The following is a 14,718-nucleotide window of genomic DNA, read 5'->3' on the forward strand; positions in this document are numbered from 1 at the left end:
ATGCGGGTCACCCTGTCGGCAGACGCAAAGCGGTTCATGCGGCTGTTCGCCGAGGCGACCGACATCAACCCACGGGACTGTCTCGTCGAGGATGACCGCGTTGTCTTCGTGATCCCGGCCGACGAGATGGCGGATGCGATCGGCCCCGACGGCCACACCGTCGAGCGCGTCGAGGAGAAGCTGGGTCGGGAGATCGAGCTGATCGCCGACGCCGACACGCCCGCGGCGTTCGTCGAGAGCACGCTGTCGCCGGCGGCAGTCCGCGGGGTGACGATCTCCGAACAGGGCGATCGGGTCGCCTACGTCGAGGTCGTCGACGCCGACCGTGGGATCGCCATCGGCAGTGACGGCCGCCGGATCGAGACGGCTCGCAAGCTGGCCGAGCGACATTACGAGATCGACGACATCCAACTCACCTGATCGCTGGCGTTGGCGCGCTGTAAACGACGCTTACCGCCTCCACGGCTCTTTGTGGTCGTCAGCGACGAGCGACGAAACGGGCGCAAATTCGGTTAGCGACCCCTGGGGAGCGATCTCAGCCCGTTTCGTCGCCTCGAAAAAGGGATGCTTAAGTAGCCGCGTCCGGAAGAGCGGTCACATGGCAAACGGCAAGTACGCAGCCCGCAAGCTCAAGAAAGACCGGCAGCAGCGACGCTGGTCTGACTCGGAGTACGCGCGACGCGAGCGCGGGCTCAAGAAAAAGTCCGACCCGCTTGAGGGCGCGCCGCAGGGCCGCGGCATCGTCCTGGAGAAGGTCGGCATCGAGGCAAAGCAGCCGAACTCCGCGATCCGGAAATGCGTCCGGGTGCAGCTGATCAAAAACGGCAAACAGGTCACCGCGTTCTGTCCCGGTGACGGCGCGATCTCGTTTATCGACGAACACGATGAGGTCACGATCGCGGGGATCGGTGGCGCGAAGGGTCGCGCGATGGGCGACCTTTCGGGTGTCAACTACAAAGTCGAGAAGGTCAACGGCGTCTCGATGATCGAACTCGTTCGCGGTAACGCCGAGAAACCGGTGCGATAATGTCTGAGAGCGAAGCCACACCCGACGACGAGGAGCCCGTCGACGAGGCTGCGGCCGAGGAGGCCGACGAGGAAGCCGTCGACGATGGCGCGAAGCTGTTCGGTGTCTGGTCGGTCGCGGAGATCGAGTACAACGATCCCTCGACCAAACGCTACATCAACGTGACGCCGATCGCTCACACGATGGGCCGACACGCCGCCAAACAGTTCGAGAAAAGCGAGATCTCGATCGCCGAGCGGCTGATCAACCGGCTGATGCAGACCGAGGACAACACCGGCAAGAAACAGCAGGCGGCCAACATCGTCAAGGACGCCTTCGAGACGGTACACGAGCAGACCGACGACAACCCGGTGCAGGTGCTCGTTACCGCGGTCGAAAACGCCGCGCCGCGAGAGGAGACGGTGCGCCTGAAATACGGCGGGATCTCGGTGCCGAAAGCCGTCGACGTGGCCCCGCAGCGACGGGTCGATGAAGCACTGAAGTTCATCGCCCAGGGCACCCACAACGGCAGCTACAAATCGTCGACCGACGCCTCCGAGGCGTTGGCCCACCAGCTGATCGGTGCGGCCGACTACGACGTGGAAAGCTACTCGATCACCCAGAAAGAAGAGCGGGAACGCGTCGCCGCGGCAGCCCGCTAACGTCGGTCATCCGGCTATTTTGAGCAGGTACAGCAACGATTCCACATTTTATCGGTCAACTTGTTGGCCGAGCAGTGATACAAAAATCTTTGTAGACACAGCGAAAATACTAGATACTCACGTGGTTACTCTGCAGACACCTGCTTCGGGCTGTTGTAGATGACCACGACCCTCTCATGAAACGCCGAACGTTCCTCCTCGGTGGCGGCCTGTTGGCAAGCCTAAGCCTTGGAGCGACCGCGACGAACGCGAGCCTTGCCGACAGCGTTAGCTCAGCGGCTGATTTTAGGATCCTCAACGAGTTTAATCGAACGGCGAACTTGGTCGCCAACCCGAGCACTCCAGATACACTGTCAGCACATACGTGGACAACAAGTGACGTTACAAGCGATGTCGACATCGATACGATCGAGGTAGACTACGATTTCGGTGGGGCCGAAGCCACCTTCGAGAACGTCGACAGCGAAGACACCGCCAGCGATCCGGGTGATGTCATCGTCGAACTCACACGGGAGCTCAGCAGTGGTGTTGACAGATCTATTATCAATGTCAACGATGACGCGTACAGTGGTTCCTCGGCCGTATTCGATCTCTCAGGAGCCCAGACCACAAATATCGTTGCTGACCCGAACAATCCAAATCTCTCAGTTAAAATCAACGCTGACGATCCGGGGGCTGGCATTGAGAACCCCGCGTCAGCGGGTAGCTATACCCCGACGCTGACGCTGACAAACGCAAACGGTGAAACCGTCGAGGTAACCGCAGACCTGACACTGGTGTCTGGACAGTCGTTCTTTGCCACAACGATCACTGATGTTCCAGCAACGTACGCTGTGAACGATCCCATACAGGTTGACTACGAGATTGACAATACCGGCGATGAGGCTGATACGCAGGATATCGTCCTTCTCGTTGAGGGCACACAGGAGGATTCAACCTCAGTAACACTTGATCCGGCTGACCCACCTGCAACCGGTTCGCTGAGTTACACCCCCACAAGCAGCGATGGGGCCTCTTTATCACTCACCGTTGAGAGCAACGATGATAGCAGTTCGGAGACGATCACGAAGGGCAACACGTTTACCCTCTCGCTCGATCCGGACACAGCCGGGGCCACAGATGCGATTCACACGTGGAGTGCCGACACTGTCACCGAGAGCGAGTTCAACGACGGCGAGGATGTCGACACAATCGATGTCGACTACAGTGACAACAGCCAGGGGTCGACGTTGAATAATCTCAATGAGACGGATATCACCGTCAAGATGACCCGTCAATTAGATAGCGGCCCTGATCGATCAACGATCGATGTCAACAGCGGCGACTACAGTGGTGATACCGCGACGTTTGATCTGAGTGGCATCTTTACGACTGATATCACGAACGACCCGAACAACCCTGATATCGTCGTGACCATCGGCGACAGTGATGACAACACCGGTGCAGAAAACCCATCGCAGGGGAGTTATACGGCAACGATCACGCTCAACGGTGAAAACGGTAGTTCTGTCAGCGACACCGTAAGCTACGAGACGACATAACCTGGGCTTTCACTCCGCGGTCGCGTACGCCCGCGTCATCTCCACCAACGATTTCCGATACTCGCTTTCGGTCGGATCATCGCCCAACGTTTTGAACCGCTGTTTGAAGCTCCCGAGATCAACCCCCGGCGCGGCCGCGGCCGCTGTGTCGGCCAGCTCGTAGAGCCGATGCTCGGCGTCGACGAGACCGTGGCGTTCGACCAACGCCAAGGCGAAGGCAGCGTTGACGACGGTCATCTCCGGATCTGCCCCCTTTGTTTCGACTGGAGAAAACCCCTTGTCGTCGCTGTTGTGGTCAGAAATCGCAGTTGCGAGCTTCGAGGCGAAAAAGTCCACAAGCTTGCTCGCGGGCGCAAGCGAGAGGGTGATATCGTCGGCGTAGATGTCCTTCATGTGGTTGGCGATCTGGTAGCAGTGGGCGAGCTTTCGGCGTTCGACTGACTCGCCGGCGAGGGCGAGAAACAGGGCTTCGTCGGTCGATTGGGTGTGGGAGGCGTGTCGTTGCTCATAGCGGGCCATGTGGGCGAACTCATGCAAGGCCAGTTCGCGTGCCAGCACGCTGGTGGCCGCTTGCCGGGAGATGTTGAGGACGTGGTGGTCGTCGTAGTGGGCCGCCCACGTGCGCTCGTCTGGGTTTTCGCGGACGTGCACCTCGACGGGTCGTGAGAGACTGTATTCGGTTTCGAGGAGATCGGCCGCGCTCAAAAACGGATCCGGGGCGACCGTTCCCTGGACACGAACATCCATGTGTAAATGTACCAAGGCGTGGGAGCTATATGGGTGTTTCGCGGCTATACATGGTTGTCAGTTGAGAAGCTGGATCAATGAGTTAGGTGTAGAAAGCCCTCGACGCGCTCGACTCCCGGGACTCTCACGGCTCCCGTTGGTCGCCGTTCGATCGGATCGCGGTCTCCCTGCGGTCGACCGCGCGCTCGCTGCGCTCCTCGTTCGCTTCGCTCACTGGGGTGCTTACGTCGTCACCAGAAATCGGAGATTTCTGGTTGGCTCACGAGAGCTTGCTCTCGTGAACGTCCGGGTTCGCCGAGCGGCCGGCCACGCCGGCCGCCGCAAACGTGGCGGCTTCGCCGCCACGCGCGTCTCGCCCTTTCATTCCGCCAGGGTGCAGTTGATCAGTCGGCTGACCCGCTGTTTGGCTGCTCTTATTCCAACACCGTCGTTGACTAAACAAGAAAACAGTCAGTATCCAGTGCGCAACTTAGTGGTCGCCGCCGTCGGCGACAGGCTCACCGGCGCGGTCGTTGCGGTGTGCTTCGGCGTCATCGTCTTCGGGCTTGCCACCGAGGTCTTCCGCCAGTGCCTCGCGGATTTCCGCACGCTGGTCGTCCATTGCTTCGCAGAGAGCTTCGATCTCTGCGTCTGTCACGCGTTCCACTAGCTTTCACCACCGTCAGCAACCGGCTTTCGCCGATAGTCTTCTGGGTCGCCACCGAGATCCTCGGCGAGGGCCTCGCGGAGCTGTTCGGCCTGTTCGTCCATCGCTGCCTCGAACTCGGCGATCTCCTCGTCGGTCATCGGCTCTTGATCTCGTGCCATGTTTCGAACCTGTTGATGTATCGTTCGGCGTGCTGATTCAAGTGTTCTTCGGCGAATGTGAGAGCCTCACCCGCCCTCATCGGCGGGAAGACCTCTTCTGACCGGAGTTTCTCACCATCACGATATACGTCCATGTGGACGCCCTCTTCGGTCACATCGTGGGCGTGGTCGCTCTTCGGATCGTGGTCGAAGCGAACCACTTCCATCCACTCACCGTCGACTCGGTATTCCAACTGGACGACAAATCGGGTCACTGTCCCTCGGTGGTGTGTGTAGCCGATGCGTCGCCGGGCCCGATGTTTCAGCGGGGTGGTGTACTCCCGGTCGTATTCGCGCGGTTCCTTCTTACCCATTGTCATTTCTGCCGACCGCCGGGATTGTAGTTCGGTCGGTCGTTTCGCGGCACATGGTCGTTGCCGCTCTCAACTCTCATCATGCCGTCGCACCCTGTGGCAACCCACCACACACGCAGTCGTCGGTTTTCGGCTCCTAACCGTCGTTTACGGGCGGATAAACGCGCGGCGAAACACTATGCTTTTCACCCTCCTGCCGGTATCCGTCTGTATAATGGGCCGACGAAAAAAGATCGTCAACGAGTGTGAGCGGCTGATGGACAACCCGGAGAACATCCGGAACATCGCCATCGCCGCCCACGTCGACCACGGTAAGACGACGCTGACAGACAACCTGCTCGCAGGCGCGGGCATGATCTCCGACGAGACCGCCGGCCAGCAGCTGGCGATGGACACCGAGGAGGACGAACAGGAACGCGGGATCACCATCGACGCGGCAAACGTCTCGATGACCCACGAGTACGAGGACACCAACCACCTCATCAACCTCATCGACACGCCAGGCCACGTCGACTTCGGTGGCGACGTGACCCGGGCGATGCGTGCCGTCGACGGCGCGCTCGTCGTTGTCGACGCCGTCGAGGGCGCGATGCCGCAGACCGAGACCGTCCTCCGGCAGGCACTTCGCGAGGGCGTCAAACCCGCACTCTTCATCAACAAGGTCGACCGGCTCATCAACGAGCTCCAGGAAGGCCCCGAGGAGATGCAGAAGCGGCTGCTGTCGGTGATCTCCGATGTCAACGAGCTCATCCGCGGGATGACCGAAGAAGAGGACTACGACTGGACGGTCTCCGTCGAGGACGGCACCGTCGGCTTCGGCTCCGCGCTCTACAAGTGGGGCGTCTCGATGCCGTCGATGCAGCGCACCGGCATCGACTTCGGCGATATCATGGAGCTCGAACGCAGCGGCGAGGAAGGTCGGATGGAACTGCAGGAGCGAACCCCGCTGTCGAACGTCGTTCTCGACATGGTTGCAGAGCACTTCCCGAACCCTGTCGACGCCCAGCCCCGTCGTATCCCGACGGTCTGGCGCGGTGACGCCGACTCCGATCTCGCCGAAAGCATGCGGATGGTCGACGAGGACGGCGAGGTCGTCTTCATGTCGACGGATATCTCGATGGATCCCCACGCCGGCGAAATCGCCACCGGGCGACTGTTCTCCGGCACCATCGAAAAGGGCCAGAACCTCTATGTCTCCGGGACTGCGGGCACCAACCGCGTCCAGTCGGTCGGGATCTTCATGGGTGGCGAACGCGAGGAGGTTGAGGCCGTCCCCGCCGGCAACATCGCCGCCGTCACCGGCCTGAAGGATGCGATTGCGGGCTCGACCGTCTCCAGCGTTGAGATGACACCGTTCGAGTCGATCGAGCACATCTCCGAGCCCGTCATCACGAAATCCGTTGAGGCGAAGACGATGGACGACCTGCCGAAGCTCATCGAGGTGCTCCAGCAGGTCGCCAAAGAGGATCCGACGATCCAGATCGAGATCAACGAGGACACCGGCGAACACCTGATCTCCGGCCAGGGCGAGCTGCACCTCGAAGTTATCACCCACCGCATCCGCGACAATCAGGGCATCGACGTTCACACCGGCGAACCAATTGTCGTCTTCCGGGAGCAACCGCAGGAGGAATCCCGCGAGGTCGAGGGTGTCTCGCCGAACCGCCACAACAAGTTCTACATCACCGCCGAGCCGATGGATCAGGACATCGTCGACGCGATCCATCTCGGCAAAGCGTCGATGGATATGCCGGAGCTCGAACGCCGTGAGGCCCTGCAGGAGGCCGGCATGGACAAAGACACTTCCCAGAACGTCGAGCACATCTTCAACACGAACGTTCTCATCGACGAGACAAAAGGGATTCAGCACCTCAACGAGACGATGGAGCTCGTCATCGAAGGCCTCGAAGACGCCCTCGAAGACGGTCCACTCGCCGCCGAGCCGGTGCAGGGCGCGCTGCTGCGCCTTCACGACGCCAAGCTCCACGAGGACACCATCCACCGTGGCCCGGCACAGGTCATCCCGGCTGTCCGCGATGCGGTGCACCGCTCGCTGATCGACGCGAAGATCAAGATGCTGGAGCCGATCCAGGATGTTCGCATCGACGTGCCCTCGGAGTACATGGGCGATGCCTCCGGCGAGATTCAGGGTCGCCGCGGCCGCGTCGACGACATGTACCAGGAGGGTGACCTCATGGTGATCGAGGGGATCGCCCCCGTCGAGGAGATGATCGGCTTTTCGTCCGATATTCGCTCGGCCACCGAGGGTCGTGCCTCCTGGAACACCGAAAACGCCGGCTTCCGCGTGCTGGTCGACAGCCTCCAGCCCGAGAAGATCAGCGAGATCCGCGAGCGCAAAGGGATGAAGCAGGAGCTCCCGCCGAGCATCGACTACATCTAACGTCGCTGTCGACGCGCTGTTTTTGCTGGTCTGCCGTCAGAGAGCCGCCTTCGATGCAGTCTTATACCGTCCGTCAAAACGTCACACCTGTATGCCGACGGACACGGCACGTTCCCGACCGGTTAGTATCGCACGACGGAGCCGCGGCTCTCTGTCGGGATCGACACCGACACCGTGTCCACCCACACACCGAGGTGGTCGCCGATGAGCGACACAGCAAGCGAGGTGCAAACCCACACCATCCGGCTTGAACTCGTCGACGAACCCGGCGAGCTGCTGCGAGCCCTCGAACCGATCTCGGAGGCCGGCGGCAATCTCATGTCGATCTACCACGAGCGCGGCAACGTCACCCCGCGGGGCCACATCCCTGTCGAGGTTGATGTTTCCTGCGCCCCGGATCGCTTCGATCGGATCGTCGACTCCCTGCGTGAGGCCGGCGTCAACGTGATTCAGGCCGGCTCCGAGCGGTACGACGAGGAACTGGTCGTCCTCCTGGTCGGCCACCTCATTGATACCGATCTCTCGGATACCCTCCAGCAGGTCGAAGCCTCTGCCAACGCATCGTTGACCGACCTCTCGCTGTCGGCACCCCGCGGCAACGACGACAGTTCGAGTGCTCGAATGCGCCTGAAAACCAAAGCGGGGACGACCGATGAGGTGCTGTCGACGCTTCGAGCGATCGCCGACGGCAAGGATCTCCATGTCATCGAACCGCTCACGGAGGGCACCCAATGACGGGAGCACGACTCGCCGTCCTCGGTGTCGGCGCGGTCGGCCGCTCGGTCGTCGAGTTGGCCGCCGAGTACGGCCACACCGTCACCGCCGTCGCCGACTCTTCGTCGGCCGCAATCGATGCTGACGGCATCGACACCGAGGCCGTCCTCGACCGCAAAGCCGACGAGGGTGTTGTTGGCGACAGCGATCCAGACGACGCGCTCGATGCCGACTACGACGTGCTGGTCGAGGCAACCCCAACAACGCTCGGCGATGCCGAACCCGGCTTCTCACACGTCGCCCACGCGCTCAACCGCGACAAACACGCCGTCCTCGCCAACAAGGGGCCGGTCGCCGAGCGGTACGGCGATCTCCGCGAGTTGGAGGCCAAAAGCGAGGGTCAGATCCGATTCGAGGCGACCGTCGGCGGTGCGATCCCGATCTGCTCGACGATCGACGACTTCGGCCCGAACCACATCACCGCCGCCCGCGGGGTGCTCAACGGCACCGCGAACTTCATCCTCTCGCGGATGGCCGCCGAGGGGCTGGATTACGACCACGTGCTGGCGGAGGCCCAGGATCTCGGCGTCGCCGAGGCTGACCCAACGTTCGATGTGGAGGGGATCGACGCCGCCCTGAAGTTCGTCATCCTCTCGAATGTGCTGGCCGACGGCGACGAGGAGTATACCCTCGACGATGCGACGGTTGAGGGGATCACCGATATCCCCGGCACCGCGCTCGAACTTGCCGCCGAGGATGGCCGGACGATCCGGCTGATCGGTGAGGCGACGCCGGAGGGTGTCAGTGTCGGCCCGCGACTCGTTCCCGACGACGGCCCGCTGTCGGTGACAGGGACGCTCAACATCGTCCAACTGGAGACGACCCATGCCGGCCGGCTGAACATCAGCGGCCGCGGTGCCGGCGGCCCCGAAACGGCGACCGCGGTGCTGTCGGATGTGAGTCGGTTGACCGAGTAACTCGGGCTGTCGGTTTCGATTTCGGCTTTTTCAACGAGCTACGGCCTGTTTTGGTTGCCGGCGGCGGTGTCACTGTTTCCACTGTTGCGGGCGGTGTCGCTACTACCTTCTCTACCAGCGTCGTCGTTGTCGTCGTTGGGTTCGCCCCCGGTGTTCTCGCTGTTTCCGCCGCCGCGTCGCTCGCTGGGTTCAGCCGGGGTCGCGTTGCGATCACGACCGGCTTCTCCCGGTGTCTGCGCTTGCTCACTGGTGTTTGCTGGCCCCTGTCCTGCGGGGCCGCGATCAGCCCGTCCACCGCGTTCACCGACTGGCCCCGAACCGCCAGGGGTCGCCTGCTCTGCACCCGGTGTCCCCATCGGCGGGCCACGGCTACCACCGGCCATCGGGTTCCGCGCGGTGGTGCCGCTGATCGATCGCGCGATCTCAGCAGTTTCCGGTCCACCGAGGGTGCGGGCGTCGGCCTGGAGTCGATCGATGGCAGTCACGTTGATGTTGTTGCGCTCTCTGACCTCCTCAGGTAGCTGGCTGGCGGTGCGGTTCAACTGGGCGGCGTCGCGTTCGGTGTCGGCCGCCTGCGCGGCGACGGTGGCGACTCTGGCGCGGTACTCGGCGTTCGAGATGGTGCCGTTTGCCCGCGCTTCTCTGAGGGTAGCGAGCCGGTCGCTCTGGCTGGCTAGCTGGGCTTGCGTGCTGTTCTGGCGTTCGGCGATGATCGCGGCGCGTTCCGCGTCGCTGTCGGCGTTGGCAACGCGGAGCCCGAAGGTTCGGTTGTCGAGATCGCTGTCGACCTCGGTCTGCTGAACGCCGACAACGCCGGCGAGTTGGGCACCCGGCGCGGTCGCGTTTGCGGTCGTGTCGTTTGCGGCGACTTGCGGGGCGGCTGCCGGCCCAGCGGTGGCGGTGACGCCGCCGGCGATGGCCGCCAGCGCGATCACCATCGCCGCGAGGAGGGCGGTTCCAAACAGGGTCGTCGGTCGGTTCATGATGATTTCTCGTAGGCACCCGTATCGGTTATAAACCGACGGTAGTGTCGCCGAATCACCGCCGTTTTCGCCGAGTTGCGATCGGTTCATCCCGGCGTCTGCTGGTGATTTGATCAGATTGTGGGGGCGGCTACTCATCGGCCTCGTCATCGGTATCGTCGGTCAGCTTCTTGTCGGGATACGTCAGCACGTTTTCTCGACCGATCCGGAAGGAGTCGATCTGTCCGTCCTCCCGAAGCCCGCTGACGACCTTGCTTGTCTTGGCGTCGGTCCAGCCGAGTTCCTCGATGACCTGTTTTTGTTTCATCCGACCGCCGTGGTCGTCGAGCAGGCGAAGCACCTGTTCTTCGTTGCTGAGGAGCTCCGGATCGGGCTCATCGTCGGCTGCGGCGGCTGTGTCAGTCTTGGTGTGGCGTGCGTCGGTATCGGCGTCGGTCGCTGAACCGGTGTTGGTGGCCCCGGCCGTCGCTGGCGGCTGGTCGTCGCTGTCTCGTCGCTGGTAGAACCAGCCGCCGACACCCGCAAGGAGGATGACGATGATGATCCCGATCAGCATACCCGGTGTGAGTCCGCCCCCGCCCGAGGCAACGACGATTCGGGGCTCACCCGTCACAAAGTCCGTTGAGTCGCCATCCCAGACGACGGCGTTGTCCGGGGTTTCGTCGGCCGCGGGCGTCACCGAATCGGCGGTGTAGTCGTCGGGCCACCCTATCCGAAGCCGGGTTTGGTCGTCGAGAAAGAAGCCGTCGATGGCGTCGCCAGCCCGGAACTCGTCGTCAGTCGTGGTTGCGAAGTTTGCCCAGGTGAATCGGTAGGTGACGATCCCGTACTCCCGACCGAGCGACTGGGTTTCGGTGTCGACGCTGAACGAGTCGGCGGCCATCTCACGGTTGGTCGTGTTTTCGGCGGTGGCGACCGTCCGGCGAATCCGCTCGGCGAAGGGGTCGGTGTAGGCCGCGGGGTCGTCGGCAATATCGCTCTGCAGCGATTCGAAGGCGGCTTCGTCGTCGTCGGTCTCAAGGACGCTCCGGAAGGCGAGTTCCCACTCGGCACTACCGTCCTCGGCGAGGGTGACCGTGATCCGGACATCGTCGGCGTCGACCGCCGTCTGCTGGGCGATGAGGCCCGTCTGGCCGGCGGCGGGCGTCACCCCGGCGGTCGCCGCGGCGAGTACGATCACGATGACGGCGAGCACACCGAGCTCGATCCGCGGATGCATACGGGGTCGTTGGTGTGTGGTGAGTTAATTCCCCTGTTGTCGCCCCACTGTGCCCACCCACCGGTTCCCCAGCCATCGCATGGTACGTGCTCCCACAAACCGCAAGACGGCAGCGGGCTCCCCCGGCCGACGTATCGTAATGGTTTTACGGGGAACAGTCGAAAGAGGCTGCACAGAACGCCTTAGCGCGTTACTTTACCCATGAGCGACAAACCACACCAGAACTTGGCCATCATCGGCCACGTTGACCACGGCAAAAGCACGCTCGTGGGCCGGCTCCTGTACGAGACAGGCTCCGTCCCCGAGCACGTGATCGAACAGCACAAAGAAGAGGCCGAGGAGAAGGGCAAGGGCGGCTTCGAGTTCGCCTACGTCATGGACAACCTCGCCGAGGAGCGCGAGCGCGGTGTCACCATCGACATCGCCCACCAGGAGTTCGACACCGACGAGTACTACTTCACCATCGTCGACTGTCCGGGCCACCGCGACTTCGTGAAGAACATGATCACCGGTGCCTCGCAGGCTGACAACGCGGTACTCGTCGTCGCTGCTGACGACGGTGTCGCCCCGCAGACCCGCGAGCACGTCTTCCTCGCCCGCACGCTCGGTATCAACGAGCTCATCGTCGGCGTCAACAAGATGGATCTTGTCGACTACGGCGAGGCCGAATACGAGTCGGTCAAAGACGAGGTCACCGACCTTCTCAATCAGGTTCGCTTCGACATCGAGAACGCGAGCTTCATCCCGATCTCGGCGTTCGAGGGCGACAACATCGCCGAGGCCTCCGACAACACGGGCTGGTACAGCGGCGACACGCTGCTGGAAGCCCTCAACGACCTGCCGGAAGTCGAGCCGCCGACGGACGCGCCGCTCCGACTCCCGATCCAGGACGTGTACACCATCTCTGGCATCGGTACCGTCCCGGTCGGACGGATCGAAACCGGAACGATGGAGCCGGGCAACAATGTCTCCTTCCAGCCCTCGGATGTCGGCGGCGAGGTCAAGACCGTCGAGATGCACCACGAGGAAGTCCCCTCGGCTGGTCCCGGTGACAACGTCGGCTTCAACGTCCGCGGCATCGGCAAGGACGACATCCGACGCGGTGACGTCTGTGGGCCGGCCGACGACCCGCCGAGCGTCGCCGAGACGTTCCAGGCCCAACTGGTCGTCATGCAGCATCCGTCGGTGATCACCTCGGGGTACACGCCGGTCTTCCACGCCCACACGGCGCAGGTCGCCTGTACCATCGAGTCCATCGACCAGAAGCTCGACCCCTCGACGGGCGAGGTCGCCGAGGAGAACCCGGACTTCATCCAGTCGGGCGACGCCGCCATCGTGACGGTGCGCCCGCAGAAACCGCTCAGCATCGAGCCCTCGGGTGAGATTCCGGAGCTCGGCAGCTTCGCGGTTCGGGACATGGGCCAGACCATCGCGGCCGGCAAAGTGCTCGAAGTTAACGAGCGATAAATGCAGCAAGCACGAGTCCGCCTCGCCGGAACCCACCCCGAGGATCTCGACGACATCTGCGACGACGTGCGGGAGATCGCCGAGAAAACCGGCGTCACGCTCAGCGGGCCGATCCCGCTGCCGACGAAGACCCTGGAGATCCCCTCGCGGAAGTCGCCTGACGGCGAAGGCACCGCGACGTGGGAGCACTGGGAAATGCGCGTCCACAAGCGGCTGATCGATCTGGACGCCGACGAACGCGCGCTCCGCCAGCTCATGCGTGTGCAGGTGCCCAACGAGGTCAGCATCGAGATCGTCCTCGAAGACTGAGCCACCGTCGCCGCGCTAAGGCCTTCGCGGCCCATCGTTTTCGCTTGTTTTTGACCGGGTAGTGACCACGCTCTCTCCGGCGTCGCCGGATTTTTTATCATCGCCACGCGAGCGGGCGTATGTCAGCCGACGCCGACACGCCGAGCGACCGACTGGTCGACCGCGTCGCAGGGAGCCGGCTGAAACAGTGGTTGTTGCTTGCAGCCGACCGCTGGCTTGTCACGGGGCTGTTGCTTGGCATCATCTTCTGTGTGCTCGTCGGTGTTGGGTCGCTCACGCCTGGCGGTGCGGCTGCGGTTCGATCGGGCGATCCGGTCGAAACGCTGTTTCAGGGACTGTTGACGGCGACGATCACGGGCGTCACGCTCGTGCTCACGCTGAATCAACTGGTGTTGTCCCAAGAGCTCGGTGCTGCCGGCGACCAGCGCGACCGGATGGCTGGCGCGATGGCGTTCCGCGAGGACGTTGCCTCGGAGATCGGCACAGCGGTCAGCCCTGCCCGCCCCGCGCAGTTCCTCCGCGCGCTTGTCGATGTGGCCGGCAAACGGGCTGCTGCCCTCCGAGACGCCGTTCCGGAAACCGCCGACCCGGAGCTCCGGGCGGAGATCACTGACCTCACGGACAGTCTCACCGACAACGCCGACCGGGTGTCGGCCGGTCTCGACGGCGCGCAGTTTGGTAGCTTTGGTGTGGTGTCTGCGGCACTCAATTTTAATTACTCGTGGAAGATCTTCGCTGCTCGCCGGATCAACGAGCGGTACGATGACAGCCTGAGCCCCGACGCCAGCGACGCCCTTGACGAACTGATTGGGGTGCTGAAACTCTTTGGGCCGGCGCGGGAACACTTCAAGACGCTGTACTTCCAGTGGGAGCTGATCAACCTCTCACAACAGATCCTCGTGGTCTCCGTGCCCGCACTGCTCGTTTCGGCGGTGATGATCGCCTTTTTCGATGCCGCCGACTACGGTGGCGCGGTTGTTGGGGTCGATACGGTTGTCCTCGCCGTGGCGGCTGCGACGACGCTCGCTTTGTTGCCATTCCTGCTGTTGATCGCCTACGTGATGCGGATCGCAACCGTGACGAAACACACGCTGTCGATCGGCCCCTTCATCCTCCGAGAAACTGACGGCGTGAGCGAGGTCGAATGGGATCAGTGAGAACGGGCAATTCGATCGCCACTACCACCCCTGGCGCGGTGAGGCATCCACCGCCGCTGCCGCTGACGGCTACGGCGATACCGGCTCCTCACAGACCGGGCATTCGGGCTCTGTGTCGGTGGTGTCGAGATCCGATACGGTACCTGTCCAGCCGCAGATGGGACACTGAACGGGTGACTCGGTCACGGACGCGATATTAGCTGGTACGGGGAAAAGCGTGGTGTCGCTGACGGGTCAGAGAGACGGACAGGCAATCAGGTGAATCGACCCACCAACCAACCGACTTCCTGGCGGACTGATAGTGTTTAATCAAGATATTTACCGATAGACGTAGTAGATTTGGTAATGGGTCGGCTTGAAGAGGTTGCGCTTGAG

General features: G+C 62.6%; 16 protein-coding genes. 10 read left to right on the forward strand and 6 right to left on the reverse strand.

All coding sequences use genetic code 11. The features are described 5' to 3' along the window. The 4 genes from HKK80_RS06120 (at window position 1) to HKK80_RS06135 (ending at window position 3,209) form a co-directional block, all read left to right on the forward strand. Window positions 1–420, forward strand: a complete 420-nt coding sequence (locus HKK80_RS06120; protein ID WP_411798724.1) for a NusA-like transcription termination signal-binding factor — start codon at window positions 1–3, stop codon at window positions 418–420. Window positions 421–598: 178 nt separating this feature from the next. Beyond that, entirely contained in the window at window positions 599–1,027 is a 429-nt protein-coding gene (locus tag HKK80_RS06125; RefSeq protein WP_021040854.1) for a 30S ribosomal protein S12, read from the forward strand. After that, entirely contained in the window at window positions 1,027–1,668 is a 642-nt protein-coding gene (locus HKK80_RS06130) for a 30S ribosomal protein S7 (RefSeq protein WP_411798725.1), read from the forward strand. The genes HKK80_RS06125 and HKK80_RS06130 overlap by 1 nt, the downstream gene beginning before the upstream one ends. 176 nt (window positions 1,669–1,844) lie before the next feature. After that, entirely contained in the window at window positions 1,845–3,209 is a 1,365-nt protein-coding gene (locus tag HKK80_RS06135) for a PKD domain-containing protein (protein WP_411798726.1), read from the forward strand. Window positions 3,210–3,218: 9 nt separating this feature from the next. Here HKK80_RS06135 and HKK80_RS06140 read toward each other — a convergent pair whose 3' ends face one another. The 4 genes from HKK80_RS06140 to HKK80_RS06155 all read right to left on the reverse strand — a co-directional run bounded on the left by HKK80_RS06140 (window position 3,219) and on the right by HKK80_RS06155 (window position 5,116). Further along, complete coding sequence (locus tag HKK80_RS06140) at window positions 3,219–3,956, reverse strand: DUF5781 family protein (protein ID WP_411798727.1); 738 nt, start codon at window positions 3,954–3,956, stop codon at window positions 3,219–3,221. 469 nt (window positions 3,957–4,425) lie between these two features. Further along, the gene (locus HKK80_RS06145; RefSeq protein ID WP_411798728.1) at window positions 4,426–4,602 is read right to left on the reverse strand and encodes a hypothetical protein; all 177 of its coding nucleotides are present in this window, start codon (window positions 4,600–4,602) and stop codon (window positions 4,426–4,428) included. Further along, entirely contained in the window at window positions 4,602–4,742 is a 141-nt protein-coding gene (locus HKK80_RS06150) for a hypothetical protein (RefSeq protein WP_185911701.1), read from the reverse strand. The genes HKK80_RS06145 and HKK80_RS06150 overlap by 1 nt, the downstream gene beginning before the upstream one ends. After that, entirely contained in the window at window positions 4,739–5,116 is a 378-nt protein-coding gene (locus tag HKK80_RS06155) for a hypothetical protein (protein WP_411798729.1), read from the reverse strand. Before HKK80_RS06155 ends, HKK80_RS06150 begins: the two co-directional genes overlap by 4 nt. 214 nt (window positions 5,117–5,330) lie before the next feature. On the opposite strand from HKK80_RS06155, the gene HKK80_RS06160 reads away from it, so the two are divergent. The 3 genes from HKK80_RS06160 to HKK80_RS06170 all read left to right on the forward strand — a co-directional run bounded on the left by HKK80_RS06160 (window position 5,331) and on the right by HKK80_RS06170 (window position 9,208). Further along, window positions 5,331–7,517, forward strand: coding sequence for an elongation factor EF-2 (locus tag HKK80_RS06160; protein ID WP_411798730.1), 2,187 nt, complete (start codon window positions 5,331–5,333; stop codon window positions 7,515–7,517). A 204-nt stretch (window positions 7,518–7,721) separates the two neighbouring features. Further along, window positions 7,722–8,252: an amino acid-binding protein gene (locus HKK80_RS06165; protein ID WP_411798731.1), complete on the forward strand. Its 531-nt coding sequence runs from the start codon at window positions 7,722–7,724 to the stop codon at window positions 8,250–8,252. Continuing rightward, a complete protein-coding gene (locus HKK80_RS06170) occupies window positions 8,249–9,208 on the forward strand; it encodes a homoserine dehydrogenase (protein ID WP_411798732.1) in 960 nt (319 codons plus the stop codon). Before HKK80_RS06165 ends, HKK80_RS06170 begins: the two co-directional genes overlap by 4 nt. A 38-nt stretch (window positions 9,209–9,246) precedes the next feature. Here the strand turns inward: HKK80_RS06170 and HKK80_RS06175 are convergent, their stop codons facing one another. Both HKK80_RS06175 and HKK80_RS06180 read right to left on the reverse strand, forming a co-directional pair. After that, the gene (locus tag HKK80_RS06175; RefSeq protein WP_411798733.1) at window positions 9,247–10,191 is read right to left on the reverse strand and encodes a hypothetical protein; all 945 of its coding nucleotides are present in this window, start codon (window positions 10,189–10,191) and stop codon (window positions 9,247–9,249) included. Between the two features lie 130 nt (window positions 10,192–10,321). Next, window positions 10,322–11,410, reverse strand: a complete 1,089-nt coding sequence (locus tag HKK80_RS06180; protein WP_411798734.1) for a helix-turn-helix transcriptional regulator — start codon at window positions 11,408–11,410, stop codon at window positions 10,322–10,324. 201 nt (window positions 11,411–11,611) lie between these two features. On the opposite strand from HKK80_RS06180, the gene tuf reads away from it, so the two are divergent. The 3 genes from tuf (at window position 11,612) to HKK80_RS06195 (ending at window position 14,343) form a co-directional block, all read left to right on the forward strand. Then, entirely contained in the window at window positions 11,612–12,877 is a 1,266-nt protein-coding gene (tuf, locus tag HKK80_RS06185) for a translation elongation factor EF-1 subunit alpha (protein WP_411798735.1), read from the forward strand. Continuing rightward, a complete protein-coding gene (rpsJ, locus tag HKK80_RS06190) occupies window positions 12,878–13,186 on the forward strand; it encodes a 30S ribosomal protein S10 (RefSeq protein WP_021060477.1) in 309 nt (102 codons plus the stop codon). It begins immediately after the preceding gene. Between the two features lie 119 nt (window positions 13,187–13,305). Further along, a complete protein-coding gene (locus tag HKK80_RS06195; protein WP_411798736.1) occupies window positions 13,306–14,343 on the forward strand; it encodes a hypothetical protein in 1,038 nt (345 codons plus the stop codon). Window positions 14,344–14,718 lie beyond the last annotated feature (375 nt).

Source organism: Halonotius sp. F2-221B (assembly GCF_046719765.1).
In the GTDB taxonomy this organism is placed as follows: domain Archaea; phylum Halobacteriota; class Halobacteria; order Halobacteriales; family Haloferacaceae; genus Halonotius.

Excerpts from the sequence above, each read along its gene's own strand:
- HKK80_RS06120 (WP_411798724.1), top strand. The coding sequence starts at position 1 with ATGCGGGTCACCCTGTCGGCAGACGCAAAGCGGTTCATGCGGCTGTTC.
- HKK80_RS06125 (WP_021040854.1), top strand. The coding sequence starts at position 599 with ATGGCAAACGGCAAGTACGCAGCCCGCAAGCTCAAGAAAGACCGGCAG.
- HKK80_RS06130 (WP_411798725.1), top strand. The coding sequence starts at position 1,027 with ATGTCTGAGAGCGAAGCCACACCCGACGACGAGGAGCCCGTCGACGAG.
- HKK80_RS06135 (WP_411798726.1), top strand. The coding sequence starts at position 1,845 with ATGAAACGCCGAACGTTCCTCCTCGGTGGCGGCCTGTTGGCAAGCCTA.
- HKK80_RS06140 (WP_411798727.1), bottom strand. The coding sequence starts at position 3,956 with ATGGATGTTCGTGTCCAGGGAACGGTCGCCCCGGATCCGTTTTTGAGC.
- HKK80_RS06150 (WP_185911701.1), bottom strand. The coding sequence starts at position 4,742 with ATGACCGACGAGGAGATCGCCGAGTTCGAGGCAGCGATGGACGAACAG.
- HKK80_RS06155 (WP_411798729.1), bottom strand. The coding sequence starts at position 5,116 with ATGGGTAAGAAGGAACCGCGCGAATACGACCGGGAGTACACCACCCCG.
- HKK80_RS06160 (WP_411798730.1), top strand. The coding sequence starts at position 5,331 with ATGGGCCGACGAAAAAAGATCGTCAACGAGTGTGAGCGGCTGATGGAC.
- HKK80_RS06165 (WP_411798731.1), top strand. The coding sequence starts at position 7,722 with ATGAGCGACACAGCAAGCGAGGTGCAAACCCACACCATCCGGCTTGAA.
- HKK80_RS06170 (WP_411798732.1), top strand. The coding sequence starts at position 8,249 with ATGACGGGAGCACGACTCGCCGTCCTCGGTGTCGGCGCGGTCGGCCGC.
- HKK80_RS06175 (WP_411798733.1), bottom strand. The coding sequence starts at position 10,191 with ATGAACCGACCGACGACCCTGTTTGGAACCGCCCTCCTCGCGGCGATG.
- HKK80_RS06180 (WP_411798734.1), bottom strand. The coding sequence starts at position 11,410 with ATGCATCCGCGGATCGAGCTCGGTGTGCTCGCCGTCATCGTGATCGTA.
- tuf (WP_411798735.1), top strand. The coding sequence starts at position 11,612 with ATGAGCGACAAACCACACCAGAACTTGGCCATCATCGGCCACGTTGAC.
- rpsJ (WP_021060477.1), top strand. The coding sequence starts at position 12,878 with ATGCAGCAAGCACGAGTCCGCCTCGCCGGAACCCACCCCGAGGATCTC.
- HKK80_RS06195 (WP_411798736.1), top strand. The coding sequence starts at position 13,306 with ATGTCAGCCGACGCCGACACGCCGAGCGACCGACTGGTCGACCGCGTC.